Raw genomic sequence first — 17,907 nt, forward strand, 5'->3', positions numbered from 1 at the left:
ATCTTCTTTGACGAAGTATTAGCGAGCACAAAAGATTCCGAATATACCCAATGAATTCCGAGTTACGGCAAGGCAGCAATCAATCGAATCTCCGAAGTGTATACCGTTTGCCTTTGAAGTTGCCGCTAGGCGGCCAGGGCATGTGACCCGATGAGCGCGTAGACCTACTACGTGATTCGGGCGCATGTCCCGCAGCCAACAACGCGGCGGCTTCAAAGGCGAAGGGGATAGGCGCTAAGCGATAATCCCAGCCAAGCAAGGCCAAAGGATCACTATCATGGAACCCGCTAGTGTAAGTAACACATTAGCGATGGCATAAGTACCCGCATAACCTAACGCCGGAATATTACTGCGGGCGGTATCACTAATAATATCCATAGCAGGCGCACAAGTACGCGCTCCCATAATAGCACCAAACAACAAGGCGCGATTCATACGTAAAATATACGCACCAAACAAAAAACAAATAACGACGGGCACCAGACTCACTATTAAAGCAGAGAACAATATCTGAATACCGATAGTACCAAAATTACTGCTTATCCCCCCTCCAGCACTGAGTCCTACACCTGCCATAAACACCATCAAACCAAACTCTTTCACCATGTTTAAAGCGCCCTGAGGAATATAGCCAAAAGTAGGATGATTAGCGCGTAAGAACCCTAACATAATCCCTGATAACAATAATCCAGCGGCATTACCAATGCCAAAATTAAAGCTACTAAACTGGAAAGTAATCAGTCCAATCATTAACCCCAGAATAAAGAAAACACAGAATGCGAGCAAATCAGTAATTTGGCTATGAATAGCGATAAACCCTATTTTCTCGGCAATGCTTTTTACTCGCCGCGCATCACCACTCACCTGAAGAATATCGCCTTTATTCAATACGATATTATCATCGATTGGCATTTCAATTTGACTACGAATCACACGATTAAGAAAACAGCCATGGTCAGTCAGCTTCAAATGACCCAGTCGTTTTCCAACGGTATTACTGTTTTTTACTACTATCTCTTCGGTGACGATCCGCAGATCCAGCAAATCGCGATCAAAAACTTCTTTACCATTGCGAAAACTGGGATCCAAACAGGAGTGAGCATCAGGGTAGCCCACCAAGGATATTTCATCGCCCAACTGTAAAATGGCGTCACCATCTGGATTAGCTAATATTCCGTTGCGCCTAATCCGTTCTATATAACAACCCGTTTGACGATAAATACCTAATTCACGTAAATTTTTTCCATCAGCCCAAGCAACGAGCTCAGAGCCCACTCGGTAAGCACGGATAACAGGTAGATACACTTTACGCTGACTATCAGTATCCAACCCGCGCTCTCTAGCAATTTGCTGAGCGCTGGTGGAGAGATCCTGATGTTGTAATTTAGGAAGATAACGCGCGCCGAAAATGAGGCTAACTAAACCTATTAAATAAGTTACCGCATAACCGAGGCTCAAATTATCCTGCGCGTGTTGCAGCAATGAGACACTACTAATACTATGGTGTAATGCATCACCGGCACCAACAAAAATAGGGGTAGATGTCATTGATCCGGCAAGGATACCCGCCGTCAAACCGATACCCCAATCGAATAATTTACCTAAACCTAAGGCTAATATCATGGCGCTACTGACCATCACTGTAGCCAGTATCAGATAATTTTTTCCATCACGAAAAAAAATAGAAAAGAAATTGGGGCCGGCTTCAACACCAACACAAAAAATAAATAGCATAAAGCCAAGATTGAACGCTTCAGTATTCATAGTGAAATGCTGCTGCCCCAGCAACAGCGATACCACTAAAACCCCGATCGAGCTACCGAGCTGGATAGAGCCGAATCGGACTTTACCAAGGCACAGTCCGAGCGCTAGGAGAACGAATAGCAACAAAATATAATTGCCATTTAATAAATGTACGATGTTTATGTTCACAGGAGACAACTTAATTGATTATTCATTCGCTCCATTAAGCCTCCTGTAAAAATAAGGTATAGCGCGGCGGGTCTTATCAATGAGGTGAGCCATCTTCACCTACTGCATACTGACAAATAGACTGATGCTTAGTCTACACCAATCTTAGTCACTTTAATCTACGAATTGAGTAGAAATTTTTACCAAGCTTCGCGTAAATATTAAAATCTACTCCTTTCTGTTTTTCCAGTATTCATCGCACTATGGAGCGATTATCGCGAAAAAGCTTACTTCCCAATACAAAAATTGGAGAAAATTTCCCCGAGTAAATCATCAGAGCTGAATTCCCCCGTTATCTCTTCTAATGCAGATTGCGCTAAACGTAATTCTTCTGCTAATAATTCACCCGCCTGCATAATTACCAATTGTTCGTGGCCGTTGTTGAGATGTTTAAGTGCCTTTTCTAACGCATCCAAATGACGGCGACGCGCCAAAAAATGACCTTCAGGATGCTGAGTAAACCCCATGCTTTTTTTAAGATACTGCTGCAAATTTTCTATACCTTGACCTGTCTTGGCGGATAAACGAATAACGGGATACCCTTTAACTTCAGTTAAGCCACATTGTTCATCCGTCATATCTATTTTATTGCGCACTACAATGATAGGCAGCGTAGTCGGCAGGCGTGCAATCAATTCTGGATCCGGTAACGTTGCTTCTGTGCTGCTACTATCAACAATAAACAGCAAGCTATCGGCGTTTTCTATCTCATGCCAAGCTCGCTCGATGCCGATTTTTTCTATTATTTCGCTGGTTTCACGCAACCCAGCAGTATCGATAATATGTAGCGGCATACCATCAATATGAATATATTCTCGTAATACATCGCGAGTAGTACCGGCAACAGCAGTCACTATCGCGCTCTCTTTGCCCGCTAATGCATTAAGTAAACTCGATTTACCTGCATTGGGACGGCCAGCGATAACCACTTTCATCCCTTCACGTAATAAACTACCTTGATGGGCAGCGGCTTGTACTTTTTTCAATTCATTAATGATGTTATTAAGTTGGCCTTCAATTTTACCATCCGACAAGAAATTGATTTCTTCTTCTGAAAAATCCATGGCCGCTTCAACATAAGCGCGCAAATCAATTAAATTTTGACTGAATGCCTTAATACGATCAGAAAAAACGCCTTGGAGTGAATTGACTGCGGAGCGAGCGGCTTGCTCTGAATTGGCATTAATTAAATCAGCAACCGCCTCGGCCTGTGTCAAATCGATTTTGTTGTTTAGAAAGGCACGTTCTAAAAATTCGCCGGGGCGTGCGATACGTAATCCGGGTAATGGCAGCGCCAAAATACGCTTTAGTAGTAAATCTAAAACAATGGGACCGCCATGGCCTTGCAATTCAAGAATATCTTCGCCAGTAAAGGAATGGGGTCCCTGAAAGTAAAGGGCAATACCTTGATCCAAGATACTATTGCTATCTTCATCATAAAATTTCAGATAATGCGCGTAACGGGGGGGGGGTAATTTATTTAGTATGGCTTGTGCTACGGCGCTCGCCAACGCGCCAGAAATGCGTAATATCCCGACACCTCCACGCCCAGGCGGAGTAGCTTGAGCGACTATCGTGTCATTTTCTTTATTATTTTTCATTTGATTATGCTATCTATCAGCTTTTTATCGAATGTGCTTCGCCGCCCAAATCGTCAATAATTTTGCTAATCAAACAGCTCAGTTCGCCAGTCATTAGAATAAAATCGGCGTCAAAACGTTGGGCAAAATCTTCGCGGTCGATATTATCATTTTGTTTACGTAGTGTGTCGGCAAATTTTAAACGTTTTAATGAAGCGTCGTTGTTTAGAACAAACTGTAGACTCCCTCGCCAATCTAGTGCCAATTTAGTGACTTGTTTGCCCGCTTCGATATGTGAAGCAATTTCATCACTGACTAAATCTTGTTGCTTACAGCGGATAACCCCTTCGTCTTCTTGAACTGCTTTTAATTCTGCTTCGTTCATGAGCGTAAAATCATTGGGTAAGTCGCCAGATTTTATCCACTGTGTCAAAGTAAATTCAATCGGCGTTTCTAGCCTTAGCGGTACAACGGGTAAAGAACCTAAACTTTTACGTAATAATGCCAAAGCATCCTCTGCCTGTTTAGCGCTAGCAACATCAATCATAATAAAATTATTAATATGATCAATCCATAACAACGTTTGACTAAAGCGACTAAAAGCACGTGTAGCTAAGCTAGCTACAATGTCGTCTTTAAGTGCTTTTTTGTCGGTGTTTTTAAGTTTACGATGCTGCTCACGTTCTAAACGATCAACTTGAGTTTGTAACTCTTGTTTAATTACCGCTGTCGGTAAAATTTTTTCTTCTTTACGAATACAAAGAATAATTTGATTATTAATATTATGTATTAACGCATCACTCTGTGATCCCATAGGTGAAACCCAACCCATTGTCGAAATATTTTGACGAGGACAGGGAGAAAAAATGAACTGACTTAATTTTTCTTCTATTTTTTCTGCGGACGGTAAAGTATTCTTACTCAAGCGATAAATCATTAAATTATTTAACCATAACATAGTCTTATCCTAAATTTGAATCAAATTATTAACCCCAGCCAGCGGAGATCCTGAACACTATTTAATCTAAAATAATACTCAATAGGAGTATTATGCACTCTTTTATTACCTGTCATCATTGTTATCATGCAGTCATCAGGTACAGAATCTAACTGATAAAATAAAAAAATAAGTCGCTATTATAATAATTCTAATTGAATAAGCGATAAGAGTTTATCAGTGTAAATAATAAAAAAATGCTAACACCAGGGATTTTATTATCGTTTCGTATCTGTTAAATATATATACCTCCTCGTGGGAAACCTATTCGAAATCTTTTCGGACGGTTAAAAAAGATCTCGAATGAGGAGGTATATTTCCATCGCGTCATTAAAGAGTAAAAAATCATCATTTAAATTAATGATTAAAGCGAACTGGCGTTTTTAATTCTAATATGACTAAAGTAATTTTTACCCTGACATTTAATAGGGATCTGAAATGGCTGAAATAAAGCAACCTTCTCCAGTACATGGCACTCAATGTATTTCTACTCAGCTTTCACGACAGATCATCTCATTATGTGACAATAGCAGTGAGCCTTGGGCAATTAAAAATTATGAATCACGGTATTTATATGCCAATGCTGAATATATAGAATTATTAAACTTACCGACAGAGTTTAATATTACAAATCAATTAGACAGTGACATTCCTCACCCTAGCTCAAAATCTGCTTCTTATTTCCATAAATATGACCGTGAAGTTCAAGCATCAGAAAAAAATGTCTTTTCACTTAATATTTATCCTTTTGGCAGTAAAGAAATAATTCAACCCTATATTTGTAAAAAAGCCCCTTTCTATGATGAGAAAGGGAATTGTATGGGTATTATCTTACATACCAAAAAACTGCAAGTTTTTTCAGCCATACAATACCTAAATAAAGCATCACTTAACGCAGGGGTTGATCAAAATATCAAAATACAGAAGAAAAAAAATTTCTTCACTGATAAAGAGCTTGAGGTAATATTTTTTCTAATGCAATCAATAAAATGTAAATTAATCGCCGAAATATTAGGCCTTTCTTGTAGAACCATAGAAAATAAATTACAGAGTATGTATAAAAAAGCCAATGTCTGTTGTCTAGATGATTTTAAAGCATTTTGCATTAAGAACGGTTTTGATAAATACAACAAGCCGATTTCGAAGATTTTACCGCATGACATCACTACCAGTACGCTACTGCACCCATGAAATAAACAAGGGTGCAACTGCTCAAAAATTTTTACCTCATTAAATTTTTGGCTCGGCGCTGATCAAAGCTTTACCTGCTGGTGTATCAGTATATTGATCAAAATTAGTGATAAAACGCTGTGCCAAGGTTTCAGCTTTTTGTTGCCATTGATTAAAACTGCTATAAGTATTTCTAGGATCGAGGATGCTAGCATCCACGCCTGGTAATGTGGTTGGAAACTTCAAGTTAAATATCGGCAAGGTATTAAAAGTAGTCGCCTTATCGATTTCCCCATTAAGAACGGCATCAATAATAGCACGAGTGTTTTTGATAGAAATACGCTCACCAGTACCATTCCAGCCGGTGTTCACTAAATACGCTTGAGCCCCTACCGCTTGCATTCGCTTTACCAAAACCTCCGCGTATTTTGTCGGATGTAGCAGTAAAAAGGCAGCACCAAAACAGGCTGAAAAAGTCGGTGTCGGTTCGGTTATACCACATTCAGTACCCGCTAGCTTGGCAGTAAAACCTGACAGAAAATGATATTGCGTTTGATCAGCATTCAAGCAAGACACTGGGGGCAATACACCAAAAGCATCGGCGGTTAAAAAAATCACCTTTTTAGCATGCCCAGCTTTAGAGATAGGCTTAACAATATTTTTTATATGATCAATAGGATAGGAAACGCGTGTATTTTCAGTCTTCGAATTATCATTGAAATCAACAGTGCCATCCGCCAACACTACGACATTTTCCAGTAGTGCATTAGGTTTAATAGCATGGTAGATATCAGGCTCTGCCGCGGCGGATAAATTAATGGTTTTGGCATAACAGCCGCCTTCAAAATTAAATACCCCCTCATCATCCCAACCATGTTCATCATCCCCGATAAGTTGACGTTTAGGATCAGTAGACAACGTCGTTTTCCCCGTACCAGACAAACCAAAGAAAATAGCAACGTCGCCTCGATCCCCCACATTGGAAGAGCAATGCATCGAAGCGATGCCCTTCAATGGCAATAGGTAATTCATGATTGAAAACATCCCTTTTTTCATCTCACCACCATACCAAGTACCGCCAATCAGTTGCATACGCTCGGTCAGGTTAAAGGCGACAAAATTTTCTGAATTCAATCCCTGTTGTTGCCATTGTGGATTGGTACATTTGGCACCATTCATCACAATAAAATCAGGCTCGAACTGCTCCAATTCTTCATTAGACGGACGGATAAACATGTTTTTGACGAAATGAGCCTGCCAAGCAACCTCAGTAATAAAACGAACTTTCAGACGACTATTTTTATTTGCGCCACAAAAAGCATCAATGACAAATAGACGTTTATTTGAAAGTTGCCGAGTGACCAATTGTTTTAACTGGCTCCATGTTTCCTGAGTCAACGGCCTATTATCATTTTTACCTTTATTTTGATCAGACCACCATAAAACATCACTTGTCGTTTCATCACGTACAATATATTTATCTTTAGGTGAACGCCCGGTAAAAATACCTGTGTCAACAGCAATTGCGCCTAACTCGGTGACGATACCACGCTCATAGCGCTCTAACTCTGGCTTGGTTTCTTCTTTAAATAAGCACTCATAACTTGGGTTATAAATAACCTCGCTGACATTTTTGATACCATAAACGGCGAATTGCTGTTCAAACTTCATACCAACTCCTCGATCATCAATTTTTCATGTATACCCAATGAATTTCTATAGCCAAATCATTTTAACTTGATTCTATTTTGTACTGCCTGTGCTCCTCCGCCTTGAATCAAATTAGACTGATTCTGCTCTATATACCCTTCACCTTTGCTGTTGGCTGCAAGCGTTCGCCCGGAATCACGTACCTTGGCCGCCGCCTAGCAGCAACTTGAAGGGCTGTGGCTAGTAGGAGGGGAACATGTCACAAACTTTTCACTCTGTACAGCGGCGTAATAATGTTGAATATCCTTCATTCGATGACGATTCTTTCGAGCACGGCTGATACAAAGCCAGCTATTTGTCAGCAAAAAAATAATCAACACAAACAATAACAAGCTAGTACCTAGATAACGGATTAAGGTGATCATGCCTGGCTCGTTGTGTAGAGTAATATGGCAAGTGCCATTTGTATCTAAGAAAATATGGCTGACAATACCTTCGGCTTTGAACGGGGTATTGAGTAACTGATTAGAAAGACGTTGTAGCTCTCGCCATTGCTCCAAAGCACTATATTCAAATAGTGATACCGAAGGAGCAGGGTGATCCACCCATTGTTTTCCTTCATCGCTGATAATTAAAAAGCCACCTGGGACAAGGTTACTCAAAATCTCAGTGGCTTTGTGGGTTTCACGATAAACAAACGATGAAATTACTATATTAATCAGTTTTTTCAATGCATTTGCGCTGACAGGGCGCAATAACACATTCACGCCACTCAGGGCACCTGAACGTGTGCTGATGACTAACGAGGCCCAGTCGTTAGTATTACATAAGTTAACTAGCGCATTTTTTAATCGAATACAATCTGATGTTTTTTCACATAATGTCCCCGTTTTTAAAACGATATCCGCAAAATTTTTTAGCAGTGCCATTTCCGGTTTTTCAACCGTTACCGCTGATGGCAGTGTTGTATTAGTATCACTCCTGGTTTGTAGAGAGGGCATGGGTGGGTGCAATTGTTGTTTAACCGCACTCATTAACGCGGCAGCTTTTTCAATGACTGCCGATTCAGGTTGTGGTAAAGGTATGGCTTAGGTGTTATAAATTGACGTACAATATCGAAATGATTTATTGACCTATAAATACCAAAATGACTTATCCCTTAAAATTTCGTCAACATGTATTGGCTTTCAAAAAGAAAGAAGCCCTCACTTATGCTGAAACCGCCGACCGTTTTGGTGTAGGAAGTGCCAGTTTGATGCGATGGGCGAAACGCCTGGAGCCTTGTTTGACGCGTAATAAACCCGCTACCAAAATAAACAGAGCGGCGTTGATTCTGGATGTGGAAACCTACCCTGACGCGTCTCAGCACGAGCGGGCGCCACGGATGGGTGTGAGTGCCAGGGGTATCTGTGATGCCTTAAAGCGGGCGGGTTTTAGCTATAAAAAAAACATTTTATCCCCCCAAAGCCGACGTCCAAGCTCGAAAAGATTTTCAGACTAAGCTCCAGGGCTAACGTGGATGAAAGCGGTTTTGCTCATGATATGCCGCGTCTTTATGGTTATTCAGTGAAAGGGAAGCGCTGTTACGGCCAACACGATTGCCATGCCAAAGCACGTACTAATGTCATTGGTGCACAGCTTAACGGAAAATTAACTACGGTTTGTACCTTCGACTGCCATATCAACAGCGATATTTTTTATGCCTGGGTCACCCAAGATTTACTGCCAAAATCCCCTCCAGGGGCAGTCCTTGTGATGGATAATGTGCGCTTCCATAAACGCCAAGACATCCAGACTGCTATACAGAAAGCTGGCTTTATTCTCGAATATCTCCCCACGTATTCTCCTGACATGAATCCCATTGAGCACAAATGGGCTCAAGCTAAAGCCCTTCGCAGAAAGCGACTATGTGATATCGATACCTTGTTTTCTGACCCTTTATTTTAAATCAATTTATACCGCATAAGCCATAACCCTTTATTCCAATAGATACTCGAGCAATCAAAAGGCGTAAAAACAAAATTATGGCTCTGTTTACTGCTAGGAGGAACATAGCACATCCCCCGGCCTTGAATTTGCAACATATCACCGACACGCAGTGGGATTTTTGCTAGTGCCTCGATATCTGTTACTTTATGACGTTGAACACCTTGAATCCAATTGATACTCAATTTCAGTGGTAAGCTCAAAGGAGCATACAATAGCAACATAATTAAAATCAGTAATGAACCCATTACTAAAATGAGGTTTTTTCTCCAGCCGTGTAAAGGAAAATATTTTGCTTCCACATGAAGCGACAAATAGCGCCCTTGACGTATCACTCGCCGATTAGCATAGATATCTATATCTGTTTTTTTATCTAAATCATTAACGATGTAAGGTCTCCAATGGAGTGGATAAATCAAATCGATAACACCCAAAGAAATATTATCCATTTGATTTTGATGTGATTCACCAAATAGCCCCCAACGTTTTGGTGTGCCATTTAAGCAATATATCTCCTGTAAGTCTGAGGGGGAAAACGGATGAAATAATCGCCAACATAACCACGCAATGATGATTAAAGCAATAAACATCAACCAAAATGATATTAAAGCAGGACTAATTAGACTAAAGAATGAAAGTGATAAAGCGATACAAAGCATGATGGCGTGTTTCTCACCGCCAGGATGACGTAAAGCACGCTCCTCCGGTGTTTCTTTCCGAATATTTTTTAACTTAATGCATTTATCGTCGTTTTCGTGGATAGATGCATCTTGTATTGAATGAGTCACCCTTTTAGGCTGATGATTTTTTAACATATTATTTAATTTTTTGAATAGGCTCTAAGAGCCTGTTCCAAATCTTCTTGAGCGACGCTCAATTGAGGAAAAAATAAGCGAAAAAGCGCAGTTCCTTTTTATATTTAATGAAGATAGAAAATGAGCATTTTGAGCCCGTTTTTGACGAAGTATCAGCGAGCACAGGAGATTTCGAACAGGCTCTTAGAATAACTCTTCAACCTGATCATCATCCATTGCTAATTTAGTTTCCACCTTAGTTGCTACCTCCCGTGCCGCGTACACCGTAGGCTGTGTTCCTTCAATAAAATATTCTACACGACTTCCAGAACCGCCTTTTGATAATTTACCGGTCTGTTTATCAATCATCACACTAACAATACCTTCAGGAAGAATGGTTTTTTTCTCCGGTATTCCCGCTAAAGCCACTTTCATAAAATCATTCCAAGCTCCCTGCGCGCTCTTGGCTCCCCCTTCAACACCAGAGATTTGATTTTCTATTACACCAGCAACACTACTGCTGCCTAAACTCCGGCTGTGATCGTCAAAACCAATCCACACAGAGGTCACTATGTCTGGTCCATAGCCAGAAAACCAAGCATCTTTTGAATTATTCGTCGTCCCTGTTTTTCCACCAATATCATTACGCTTTAGATCACCTATCGCTCGCCAACCTGTGCCCATCCAGCCTGATTCTCCAAAAATATTGCTGTTCAGTACATCACGCATCAAGAAAGATAACTGCCTACTGATCACTTGAGGCGCATATTTTTGCTTTTTCTCTTTTTTATTTCCTTTAGTGGCCAATAATTCTATCGTTGCTGCTCCCCGTGCAGGTAGGTGATTGATCTGATTAATTTCTGAATTCGTTCTATTTTCGTTAAAAATTACTGCCGAGGATTTAATCTTTTCCTCAATAACAGGCGGATTAAAACACTCACCAGCTATTTTAGGTTGTGCTACAAACAACAGATTACCCGTATTATCGCTGATTTTACTGATAAAATAGGGGTCAACCAAATAACCGCCATTAACTAAGACCGAGTAACCGCGCACCAGCTGTAACGGCGTGAATGAGGGCGATCCCAAAGCCAATGACTCTGTCCGAACAATATTTTGGGCTGGAAAACCAAAACGTTGCAAATAATCAGCTGCATAATCAACCCCTATAGAACGTATTATTCTAACCATAACGACGTTTTTCGATTGCCCTAAGCCCTGACGCAAACGGATAGCACCGCTATAAGTCGGTGGAGAATTTTTAGGGCGCCACTCAACACCCGCCCCAGCATCCCAACGAGAAATCGGCAAATCATTAAAAATACTGGATAATGTAAACCCTTTATCCAATATAGCCGCATACAAAAAAGGTTTAATATTCGACCCTACCTGACGTAATGACTGGGTCACGCGATTAAATTTGCTATGATTAAAATCAAAACCACCGACTAATGCGCTAATCGAACCGTCATTAGGATTGATAGAAACTAACGCAGAATTGACAGCGGGCACTTGTGCTAACCACCAACTATTATTGACTTTTCTTACCCAAATCTGCTGACCAAGATGAACCACATCATTCACCTGTTTAGGTATTTTTCCTTGAAGAGTGTCAGATTTAAAAGGACGAGCCCAGCGAACTCCCTCCATTGATAAAATGACATAGTTACCATCAGAGAGTAAGACGGTGGCATTTTTTTCATTCACTTGAGTCACTACAGCCGGTAACAATGAGCCATAAACAGGCAAGGTGCCTAACCAATCCATGATTTGTTCATAACCCCATGCGACTTCCCCTGCTTTCCATAGCACATCAGATGCGCCACGATAACCGTGTCGCATATCATAAGCTAGCACATTGGCTCTTAGTGCTTTAGTTGCCGCCAATTGTAATTTTTTAGTAATGGTCGTGTAGACTTGATAACCATCAGTGTAAGCATTCTCACCAAAGCGTTTTATCATTTCTTGGCGTACCATTTCACTCAGATAAGGGGCTGAAAATTCAACTTGTGCGGCATGGTAGTTAGCGATTATGGGCTCATCACGTGCCTGTTTATATTGTTTTTGAGTAATGTAATTGACCTCTAACATCCTCGTTAGCACTACATTGCGACGGCTCATAGCACGATGATAGGAATACAATGGATTAAAAATAGAAGGTGCTTTAGGCAATCCGGCGATCACTGCCATTTCAGCCAAAGTGAGTTGGCTAATTTTTTTACCAAAATAAACTTCTGCTGCTGCGCCAACACCATAAGCACGATAACCGAAATAAATTTTATTCAAATACAACTCGAGAATTTCATCTTTAGTCAAAAATCGCTCAATACGAAGCGCCAAAAATATTTCTTTAATTTTTCGAATGATACTCCGCTCTCGATTTAAGAAAAAATTCCTGGCTAATTGTTGAGTAATAGTACTCGCGCCCTGAGAAGCATACCCAGAAGATAATACAACGAAAATGGCGCGTAAAATACCAATGGGATCAATACCGTGATGTTTATAAAAACGACTATCTTCGGTAGCAATAACAGCCTGGATCAACTGCTGTGGTATCTGACCTAAAGACAATGGAATACGTCGCTTTTCACCGTATTGTGCAATCAGTTCACCCTCAGCACTGTACACCAGCATCGGTGTTTGTAATCGAATATCTTTCAGCACAGCAACGTCAGGTAGCTGCTGATCAATATATTTGTATAAGCAAAATATTGAAACTGCTCCCAATAAAATGCAACAAATCACAAAAATCAAAAAATATTTTACGAGCTTCACCCAAGATTTCCCATTCAATGTCATCCAGGCAGTTTATAAACACACCTACTGTAGTATAAATACAAACCTATCCATCATATACCCTTCGCCTTTCAAGTTACGGCGGCGTTGGCGGCGGGTGCTCGCCGAATCACGTAGTCTATCTACGCTCATCGGTCGGTCGCCCTGGCCGCCTTGCCGTAACTCGAAATTGATTGGGTATACATTTTTCATGCTAGCTCTTAGTAATGGGGCAGGGATTACTACACGGATGTACTCACAACTATGGCAGGTAGGTCTAGATATTCAAATGAATTTTATAAGGGCGCGTGCAAAGTACAACTCACTCAATATAAAAAATAAATAAAAATCATCAGCCAGATCCCATAATCTGGAATAGCCACAACGCTGCCTTTCTACCGAAAAAAAATTGTACAAAAAATCTAATCTATTTTTTTTTCGGATTACTTTTATTAGTCACCAATAACGTAATCTGCCTCGCGGAGCAAAAAAATAATCTCATTAATATGGAATTTCAAGACACCCCAGTATCTGTGGTACTACAGGCTCTGGCGGATTATAAGCAACTGAATCTGATCACAACCACAGAAGTCAAAGGTAATCTAAACCTTAGATTAATCGAGATTCCTTGGACACAAGCATTAACCATTATTGTACGAATGGCTAAATTGAAAGTTGAACATGAAGGGAATGTGATGATGGTATTTTCTGAGCGAGAAATCAGAGACAAAGAGCAACAAAGTGCAAAAATACGCGATGAACAAAAACCAAAATTAGAAAATCTAATATTGACACTACAGCATGCTAATGCAGAAGAACTCGCAGAAAATCTAAGCACCAGCCATGGTTCGTTAATTTCTGATAAAGGCAGTATAATAGCCGATAAACGAACCAATAGTTTGTTAATTCGTGATATCCCAGAGTCGCTGAAAACATTAAAAACCTGGTTAAAAGAAATGGATTTTCCCTTACAGCAAGTGCATCTGGCCGCTCACATCGTAACGATAAGCAGCCAAGATTTGCATGAGTTAGGCGTACGCTGGGGATTTAAAAACGAAGAGGGAATGAACCCTCTTCGATTAAATAATTTTAACGTTAATATACCGTTACAAAATCCCGCACTGGTAGCTGGTTTTCAAGTTGCGCGGATTAATAGCCGTTTACTGGATCTTGAACTCAGCGCGCTTGAACAGGAAAAACAAGTAGATATCATCGCTAGCCCACGTTTAATCACTTCTCACCAACAAACAGCGAGTATTAAACAAGGTACTGATATCCCCTATCCTGTAGCAAGCGGCACAAAAGGGGCGACTACTGTCGAATTTAAAGAAGCAGTGTGACGCCCAAAATATTACGTAACGGCCTCATTACACTTAAACTAAAAATCAGTCAAAATATGCCTGGAATGGCAATGAAACGGGGTGAAGAAGAAACATTCGCTATCGATAAACAAGAGATAAAAACACAAATTACAGTAAAACAGGGTGAAACCATTATTCTTGGTGGTATCTTTCAACAAAAAAATAATCAAAGAGCCTATAAAGTACCAGGATTAGCTAATATTCCTCTATTGGGGCGATTTTTTAAACAAGATACTAACCAAAAAGATCGGCGAGAACTCGTTATTTTTATCACACCAAAACTCATCTATACCCAATGAATTTCGAGTTACGGCAAGGCAGCCAGGTTGTGAGAGCGATGAGCGTAGATAGACTACGTGATTCGGCGAACACTCGCAGCCAACAACACGGCAGCTTCAAAGGCGAAGGGTATTACCATGAAGGCGAGCACCCGCAGCCAACACCGCCGTCACGTCAAAGACGAAGGGGATATTCTTAAAAAATAGGGTTTTGGCATCTATTTGCAACTTTTTACGGTTTTAAGGCTGCTAAATTTGACGCTGCGACTGATTTAGCTTACAAGTGTTACCAAATTGAGATGTAGAGCTGAATCAGTTTAATTTGATTCAAGGCGGAGGAGCGCAGACAGTACAAATAGTACGGCAAGCGACGACAACACTTAAATCAAACTAAACTGATTTGGCTATATACCCTTCGCCTTTAAAGCTGCCGCTAGGCGGCCAGGGCGTGAGACCGATGAGCGTAGTACGTGATTCGGCGAACTCCCCGCAACCGACAACATGGCAGCTTCAAAAGCGAAGGGTATATAAATCACAATTGATATGACAATCTTCAAATTTAAAGGCTGAAGATAAAAAATGAGGTAAACTCTAAGAGCCTATTCGAAATCTTCTTTAACGAAGAAAAGATAAGCAAAAACGCGCAGTTGCCTTTTATATTTAATGAAGAGTGTAAATGAGCATTTTGAGTTTGTTTTGACAAAAGACTGCTTGCAAAGCCGTAGCGAGGGGTATACCCAATGAATTTCGAGTTACGGCAAGGCGGCAAGGGTGTGAGACCGATGAGCGTAGACATACTACGTGATTCGGCGAGCACCCGCAGCCAACGCCGCCGTAACTTGAAAGGCGAGGGGTATCAGCGAGTACAAGAGATTTCCAATAGGCTCTGAATGGAAAACTTAGCTAGGATTTCCTTACCAAAGACACTAGACTGACTTTTAATAAAAATCCTTAACCTTAAGGGCAGTCGGCAACATTAGGATATAAAAAATAAGGACAACAAATAGCGTATACAGAATTCACAAAAGGTAATCAATTTAGAAACAGATCTAGTCTTAGATCCCGCCGCTAATGCAATTGGCGGGGCGGGTTGTCATCAACGAACAATATTAATAATACCAAAAACATGGCAGAGAAACGCAATATCTTTCTGGTTGGACCTATGGGTGCTGGCAAAAGCACTATCGGTCGTCAGTTGGCCCAGCAACTCAATATGGAATTTTTCGACTCCGACCAACAAATTGAGCAACGCACTGGGGCTGACGTGGCCTGGGTGTTCGACGTAGAAGGCGAAGATGGCTTCCGTGATCGTGAGGAAAAAATCATTAATGAACTGACAGAAAAACAAGGCATTGTTTTAGCGACCGGTGGTGGATCTGTAAAATCGAGAGAAACCTGTAACCGCTTGTCCGCACGGGGAGTGGTCGTGTATTTGGAAACTACTATCGAAAAACAGTTAGCTCGCACACAACGTGACAAAAAACGTCCTCTATTACAGCAAGCTGATGAGTCTGCCCGCCATATACTTGAAACACTAGCAGCAGAACGTGAACCGCTGTACCAAAAAATTGCCGATGTGACCATTCGTACTGACGATCAAAGTGCAAAATTAGTGGCCAGCCAGATCATTAATTTGTTAGAAAAAATCTGATTTTAGCATTGATCCAACCACCCTATTCCCCGCTTTCTCCGAGCCTGTTCCAAATCTTCTTGAGCGACGCTCAGACAAACCAAAAGATTTAGAACAGGCTCGAAGAACGGAACGTACAACATCTAATACTGCGCTCCAAAATAACCAGCGCTGCAATTTGCGAATACAAAGCGGATAAAAATCAAGCTATTTTTGGCAAAGTATATACCCTTCGTCTTTTAAGTTGCCTTCGGCTGCCAGGGGGTGAGACCGATGAGCGTAGATATACTACGTGATTCGGCGAGCACCCGCAGCCAACAACGCGGCGGCTTCAAAAGCGAAGGGTATAGTACGGCAAGCGACGACAACACTTAAATCAAATTAAACTGATTTGGCCATATCAACGATACCCGAAAGGATTTAACATAGATGATCAATGTACCCAGATTAAATTAGCAGCAAGGTTATTTTGACATCCTCCCCGCCTCCTACCACGTTCAGACCGAAACCTGACTCGCCTCAGTGGTTTCCTGTTTCATCGAGTGGCCTAGCTGTGCCGACTCTCCACAGGCTTACCCCGCCCTACAGGCCGAAGTTTTACGGCATATAGGATAAAAATAAATATGGCTAAAATTATTGTTAAAACGGAAAGATATAGCTATCCGATCACCATAGAGACTGGATTGATTCATAATCTAGCTTCTTTTTTACCATTAAAGGCCAATGACCAAGTCATGCTGGTGACAAACCAAACACTAGCACCTCTCTACCTTAAATCACTCCTAATAACATTGGAAGGCAACGGAATTAAAGTTGATCACGTCGTTTTACCTGATGGTGAACAATATAAATCGCTAACTGGACTTGAACAGATATTTGCCTCACTGTCAGAAAAATTTCACGGACGTGGTACCACGCTTATTGCCTTAGGAGGGGGGGTAATAGGCGACTTAACCGGTTTTGCGGCAGCCTGTTATCAGCGGGGTGTCCGCTTCATTCAAGTGCCTACCACGCTGTTGGCGCAGGTCGATGCGGCTATCGGCGGCAAAACAGCGATCAATCATGCTATGAGTAAAAATATGATAGGGGCATTCCATCAACCTATCTCTGTTGTCATTGACCTTGATTTTTTGCAAACCCTACCAAAATCTGAGTTTATCTCTGGCTTAGCAGAAGTGATCAAATACGCTATTGCGCTCGATTCTGATTTTTTTGTTTGGCTAGAAAATAATATTGAGGATTTATTGGCACGAGACACGACAGCATTACGCTACTGTATCCGCCGTTGCTGTGAACTAAAAGCAGGTATTGTTGCTATCGATGAACGTGAAGAAAATGGGCAGCGTGCATTGCTCAATCTAGGTCATACTTACGGTCATGCTATTGAAGTTGCAATGGGATATGGCACATGGTTACATGGTCAAGCCGTCGCAGCGGGGATGGTAATGGCGGCAGAAACAGCTAAACTTCTTGGACAATTTGCTACCGCAGATATTGAACGTATTAAAGTATTATTACTGCGTGCAGGTCTTCCAACCCATGGCCCTGATACAATGACTGCGGAGTGCTATTTGCCTTATATGCAACGGGATAAAAAAGTGTTAGCAGGCGAGCTTCGGCTAATACTACCTACTGGCATTGGTCAATCAGAAATCCGTAGTGGAATACCCAGCCATATCGTGATCAAGGCAATTAAACATAGTCAAATCAGCTAA

The 17,907-nt window shown here is 41.1% G+C and carries 14 protein-coding genes and 2 pseudogenes; 8 read left to right on the forward strand and 8 right to left on the reverse strand.

What is annotated here, in order from left to right:
- Positions 1-234 precede the first annotated feature (234 nt).
- From REG_RS02745 to rdgC, 3 genes are all read right to left on the reverse strand, one after another.
- Positions 235-1,932 (reverse strand): aspartate:alanine antiporter, encoded by a 1,698-nt coding sequence (locus REG_RS02745; RefSeq protein ID WP_039906977.1) that lies wholly within the window; start codon positions 1,930-1,932, stop codon positions 235-237.
- 266 nt (positions 1,933-2,198) lie between these two features.
- Positions 2,199-3,572 carry a tRNA uridine-5-carboxymethylaminomethyl(34) synthesis GTPase MnmE gene (mnmE, locus tag REG_RS02750; protein WP_006704374.1) on the reverse strand — a complete coding sequence of 458 codons (1,374 nt, stop codon included), beginning with the start codon at positions 3,570-3,572 and terminating at the stop codon, positions 2,199-2,201.
- Positions 3,573-3,588: 16 nt separating this feature from the next.
- Positions 3,589-4,509, reverse strand: a complete 921-nt coding sequence (rdgC, locus tag REG_RS02755; protein WP_006704375.1) for a recombination-associated protein RdgC — start codon at positions 4,507-4,509, stop codon at positions 3,589-3,591.
- Positions 4,510-4,986: 477 nt separating this feature from the next.
- Between rdgC and REG_RS02760 the strand changes: the two genes are divergently transcribed.
- A complete protein-coding gene (locus REG_RS02760) occupies positions 4,987-5,739 on the forward strand; it encodes a helix-turn-helix transcriptional regulator (protein WP_006704376.1) in 753 nt (250 codons plus the stop codon).
- A gap of 39 nt (positions 5,740-5,778) precedes the next feature.
- Here the strand turns inward: REG_RS02760 and pckA are convergent, their stop codons facing one another.
- Together pckA and REG_RS02770 are read right to left on the reverse strand one after the other, a co-directional pair.
- Positions 5,779-7,389, reverse strand: a complete 1,611-nt coding sequence (pckA, locus tag REG_RS02765; protein WP_006704377.1) for a phosphoenolpyruvate carboxykinase (ATP) — start codon at positions 7,387-7,389, stop codon at positions 5,779-5,781.
- Positions 7,390-7,583: 194 nt separating this feature from the next.
- Positions 7,584-8,456, reverse strand: a pseudogene (locus REG_RS02770) (IgaA/UmoB family intracellular growth attenuator); the annotation flags it as partial.
- A 59-nt stretch (positions 8,457-8,515) separates the two neighbouring features.
- On the opposite strand from REG_RS02770, the gene REG_RS02775 reads away from it, so the two are divergent.
- Positions 8,516-8,869 (forward strand): IS630 transposase-related protein, encoded by a 354-nt coding sequence (locus tag REG_RS02775; RefSeq protein ID WP_006704355.1) that lies wholly within the window; start codon positions 8,516-8,518, stop codon positions 8,867-8,869.
- Between the two features lie 14 nt (positions 8,870-8,883).
- Complete coding sequence (locus REG_RS02780; protein WP_006704140.1) at positions 8,884-9,315, forward strand: transposase; 432 nt, start codon at positions 8,884-8,886, stop codon at positions 9,313-9,315.
- On the opposite strand, the gene REG_RS02785 is transcribed toward REG_RS02780, so the two are convergent.
- The 3 genes from REG_RS02785 to REG_RS13030 all read right to left on the reverse strand — a co-directional run bounded on the left by REG_RS02785 (position 9,312) and on the right by REG_RS13030 (position 13,136).
- The gene (locus tag REG_RS02785; protein ID WP_050749293.1) at positions 9,312-10,169 is read right to left on the reverse strand and encodes an IgaA/UmoB family intracellular growth attenuator; all 858 of its coding nucleotides are present in this window, start codon (positions 10,167-10,169) and stop codon (positions 9,312-9,314) included. The genes REG_RS02780 and REG_RS02785 overlap by 4 nt on opposite strands.
- Positions 10,170-10,352: 183 nt before the next feature.
- Positions 10,353-12,923 (reverse strand): peptidoglycan glycosyltransferase/peptidoglycan DD-transpeptidase MrcA, encoded by a 2,571-nt coding sequence (gene mrcA / locus REG_RS02790; RefSeq protein ID WP_039907131.1) that lies wholly within the window; start codon positions 12,921-12,923, stop codon positions 10,353-10,355.
- A 45-nt stretch (positions 12,924-12,968) separates the two neighbouring features.
- Positions 12,969-13,136: a hypothetical protein gene (locus tag REG_RS13030; protein WP_176603366.1), complete on the reverse strand. Its 168-nt coding sequence runs from the start codon at positions 13,134-13,136 to the stop codon at positions 12,969-12,971.
- 257 nt (positions 13,137-13,393) lie between these two features.
- On the opposite strand from REG_RS13030, the pseudogene hofQ reads away from it, so the two are divergent.
- The 5 genes and pseudogenes from hofQ to aroB all read left to right on the forward strand — a co-directional run bounded on the left by hofQ (position 13,394) and on the right by aroB (position 17,907).
- Positions 13,394-14,583 (forward strand): annotated as a pseudogene (hofQ, locus tag REG_RS02795) (DNA uptake porin HofQ).
- Positions 14,580-14,762, forward strand: coding sequence for a hypothetical protein (locus tag REG_RS11060; protein WP_071985156.1), 183 nt, complete (start codon positions 14,580-14,582; stop codon positions 14,760-14,762). Before hofQ ends, REG_RS11060 begins: the two are co-directional and overlap by 4 nt.
- Before the next feature lie 540 nt (positions 14,763-15,302).
- Positions 15,303-15,452, forward strand: a complete 150-nt coding sequence (locus REG_RS13040; protein WP_176603396.1) for a hypothetical protein — start codon at positions 15,303-15,305, stop codon at positions 15,450-15,452.
- 236 nt (positions 15,453-15,688) lie between these two features.
- A complete protein-coding gene (gene aroK / locus REG_RS02800) occupies positions 15,689-16,213 on the forward strand; it encodes a shikimate kinase AroK (protein WP_039906978.1) in 525 nt (174 codons plus the stop codon).
- A 602-nt stretch (positions 16,214-16,815) separates the two neighbouring features.
- On the forward strand, positions 16,816-17,907 hold the full coding sequence (aroB, locus tag REG_RS02805) for a 3-dehydroquinate synthase (protein WP_006704380.1): 1,092 nt from the start codon (positions 16,816-16,818) through the stop codon (positions 17,905-17,907).

Source organism: Candidatus Regiella insecticola LSR1, assembly GCF_000143625.1.
GTDB lineage: Bacteria > Pseudomonadota > Gammaproteobacteria > Enterobacterales > Enterobacteriaceae > Regiella > Regiella insecticola.

Coding starts and splice junctions, on each gene's coding strand:
- mnmE (WP_006704374.1), bottom strand. CDS start 3,572: ATGAAAAATAATAAAGAAAATGACACGATAGTCGCTCAAGCTACTCCG.
- rdgC (WP_006704375.1), bottom strand. CDS start 4,509: ATGTTATGGTTAAATAATTTAATGATTTATCGCTTGAGTAAGAATACT.
- REG_RS02760 (WP_006704376.1), top strand. CDS start 4,987: ATGGCTGAAATAAAGCAACCTTCTCCAGTACATGGCACTCAATGTATT.
- pckA (WP_006704377.1), bottom strand. CDS start 7,389: ATGAAGTTTGAACAGCAATTCGCCGTTTATGGTATCAAAAATGTCAGC.
- REG_RS02775 (WP_006704355.1), top strand. CDS start 8,516: ATGACTTATCCCTTAAAATTTCGTCAACATGTATTGGCTTTCAAAAAG.
- REG_RS02785 (WP_050749293.1), bottom strand. CDS start 10,169: ATGTTAAAAAATCATCAGCCTAAAAGGGTGACTCATTCAATACAAGAT.
- REG_RS13030 (WP_176603366.1), bottom strand. CDS start 13,136: ATGAAAAATGTATACCCAATCAATTTCGAGTTACGGCAAGGCGGCCAG.
- REG_RS11060 (WP_071985156.1), top strand. CDS start 14,580: ATGAATTTCGAGTTACGGCAAGGCAGCCAGGTTGTGAGAGCGATGAGC.
- REG_RS13040 (WP_176603396.1), top strand. CDS start 15,303: ATGAATTTCGAGTTACGGCAAGGCGGCAAGGGTGTGAGACCGATGAGC.
- aroK (WP_039906978.1), top strand. CDS start 15,689: ATGGCAGAGAAACGCAATATCTTTCTGGTTGGACCTATGGGTGCTGGC.
- aroB (WP_006704380.1), top strand. CDS start 16,816: ATGGCTAAAATTATTGTTAAAACGGAAAGATATAGCTATCCGATCACC.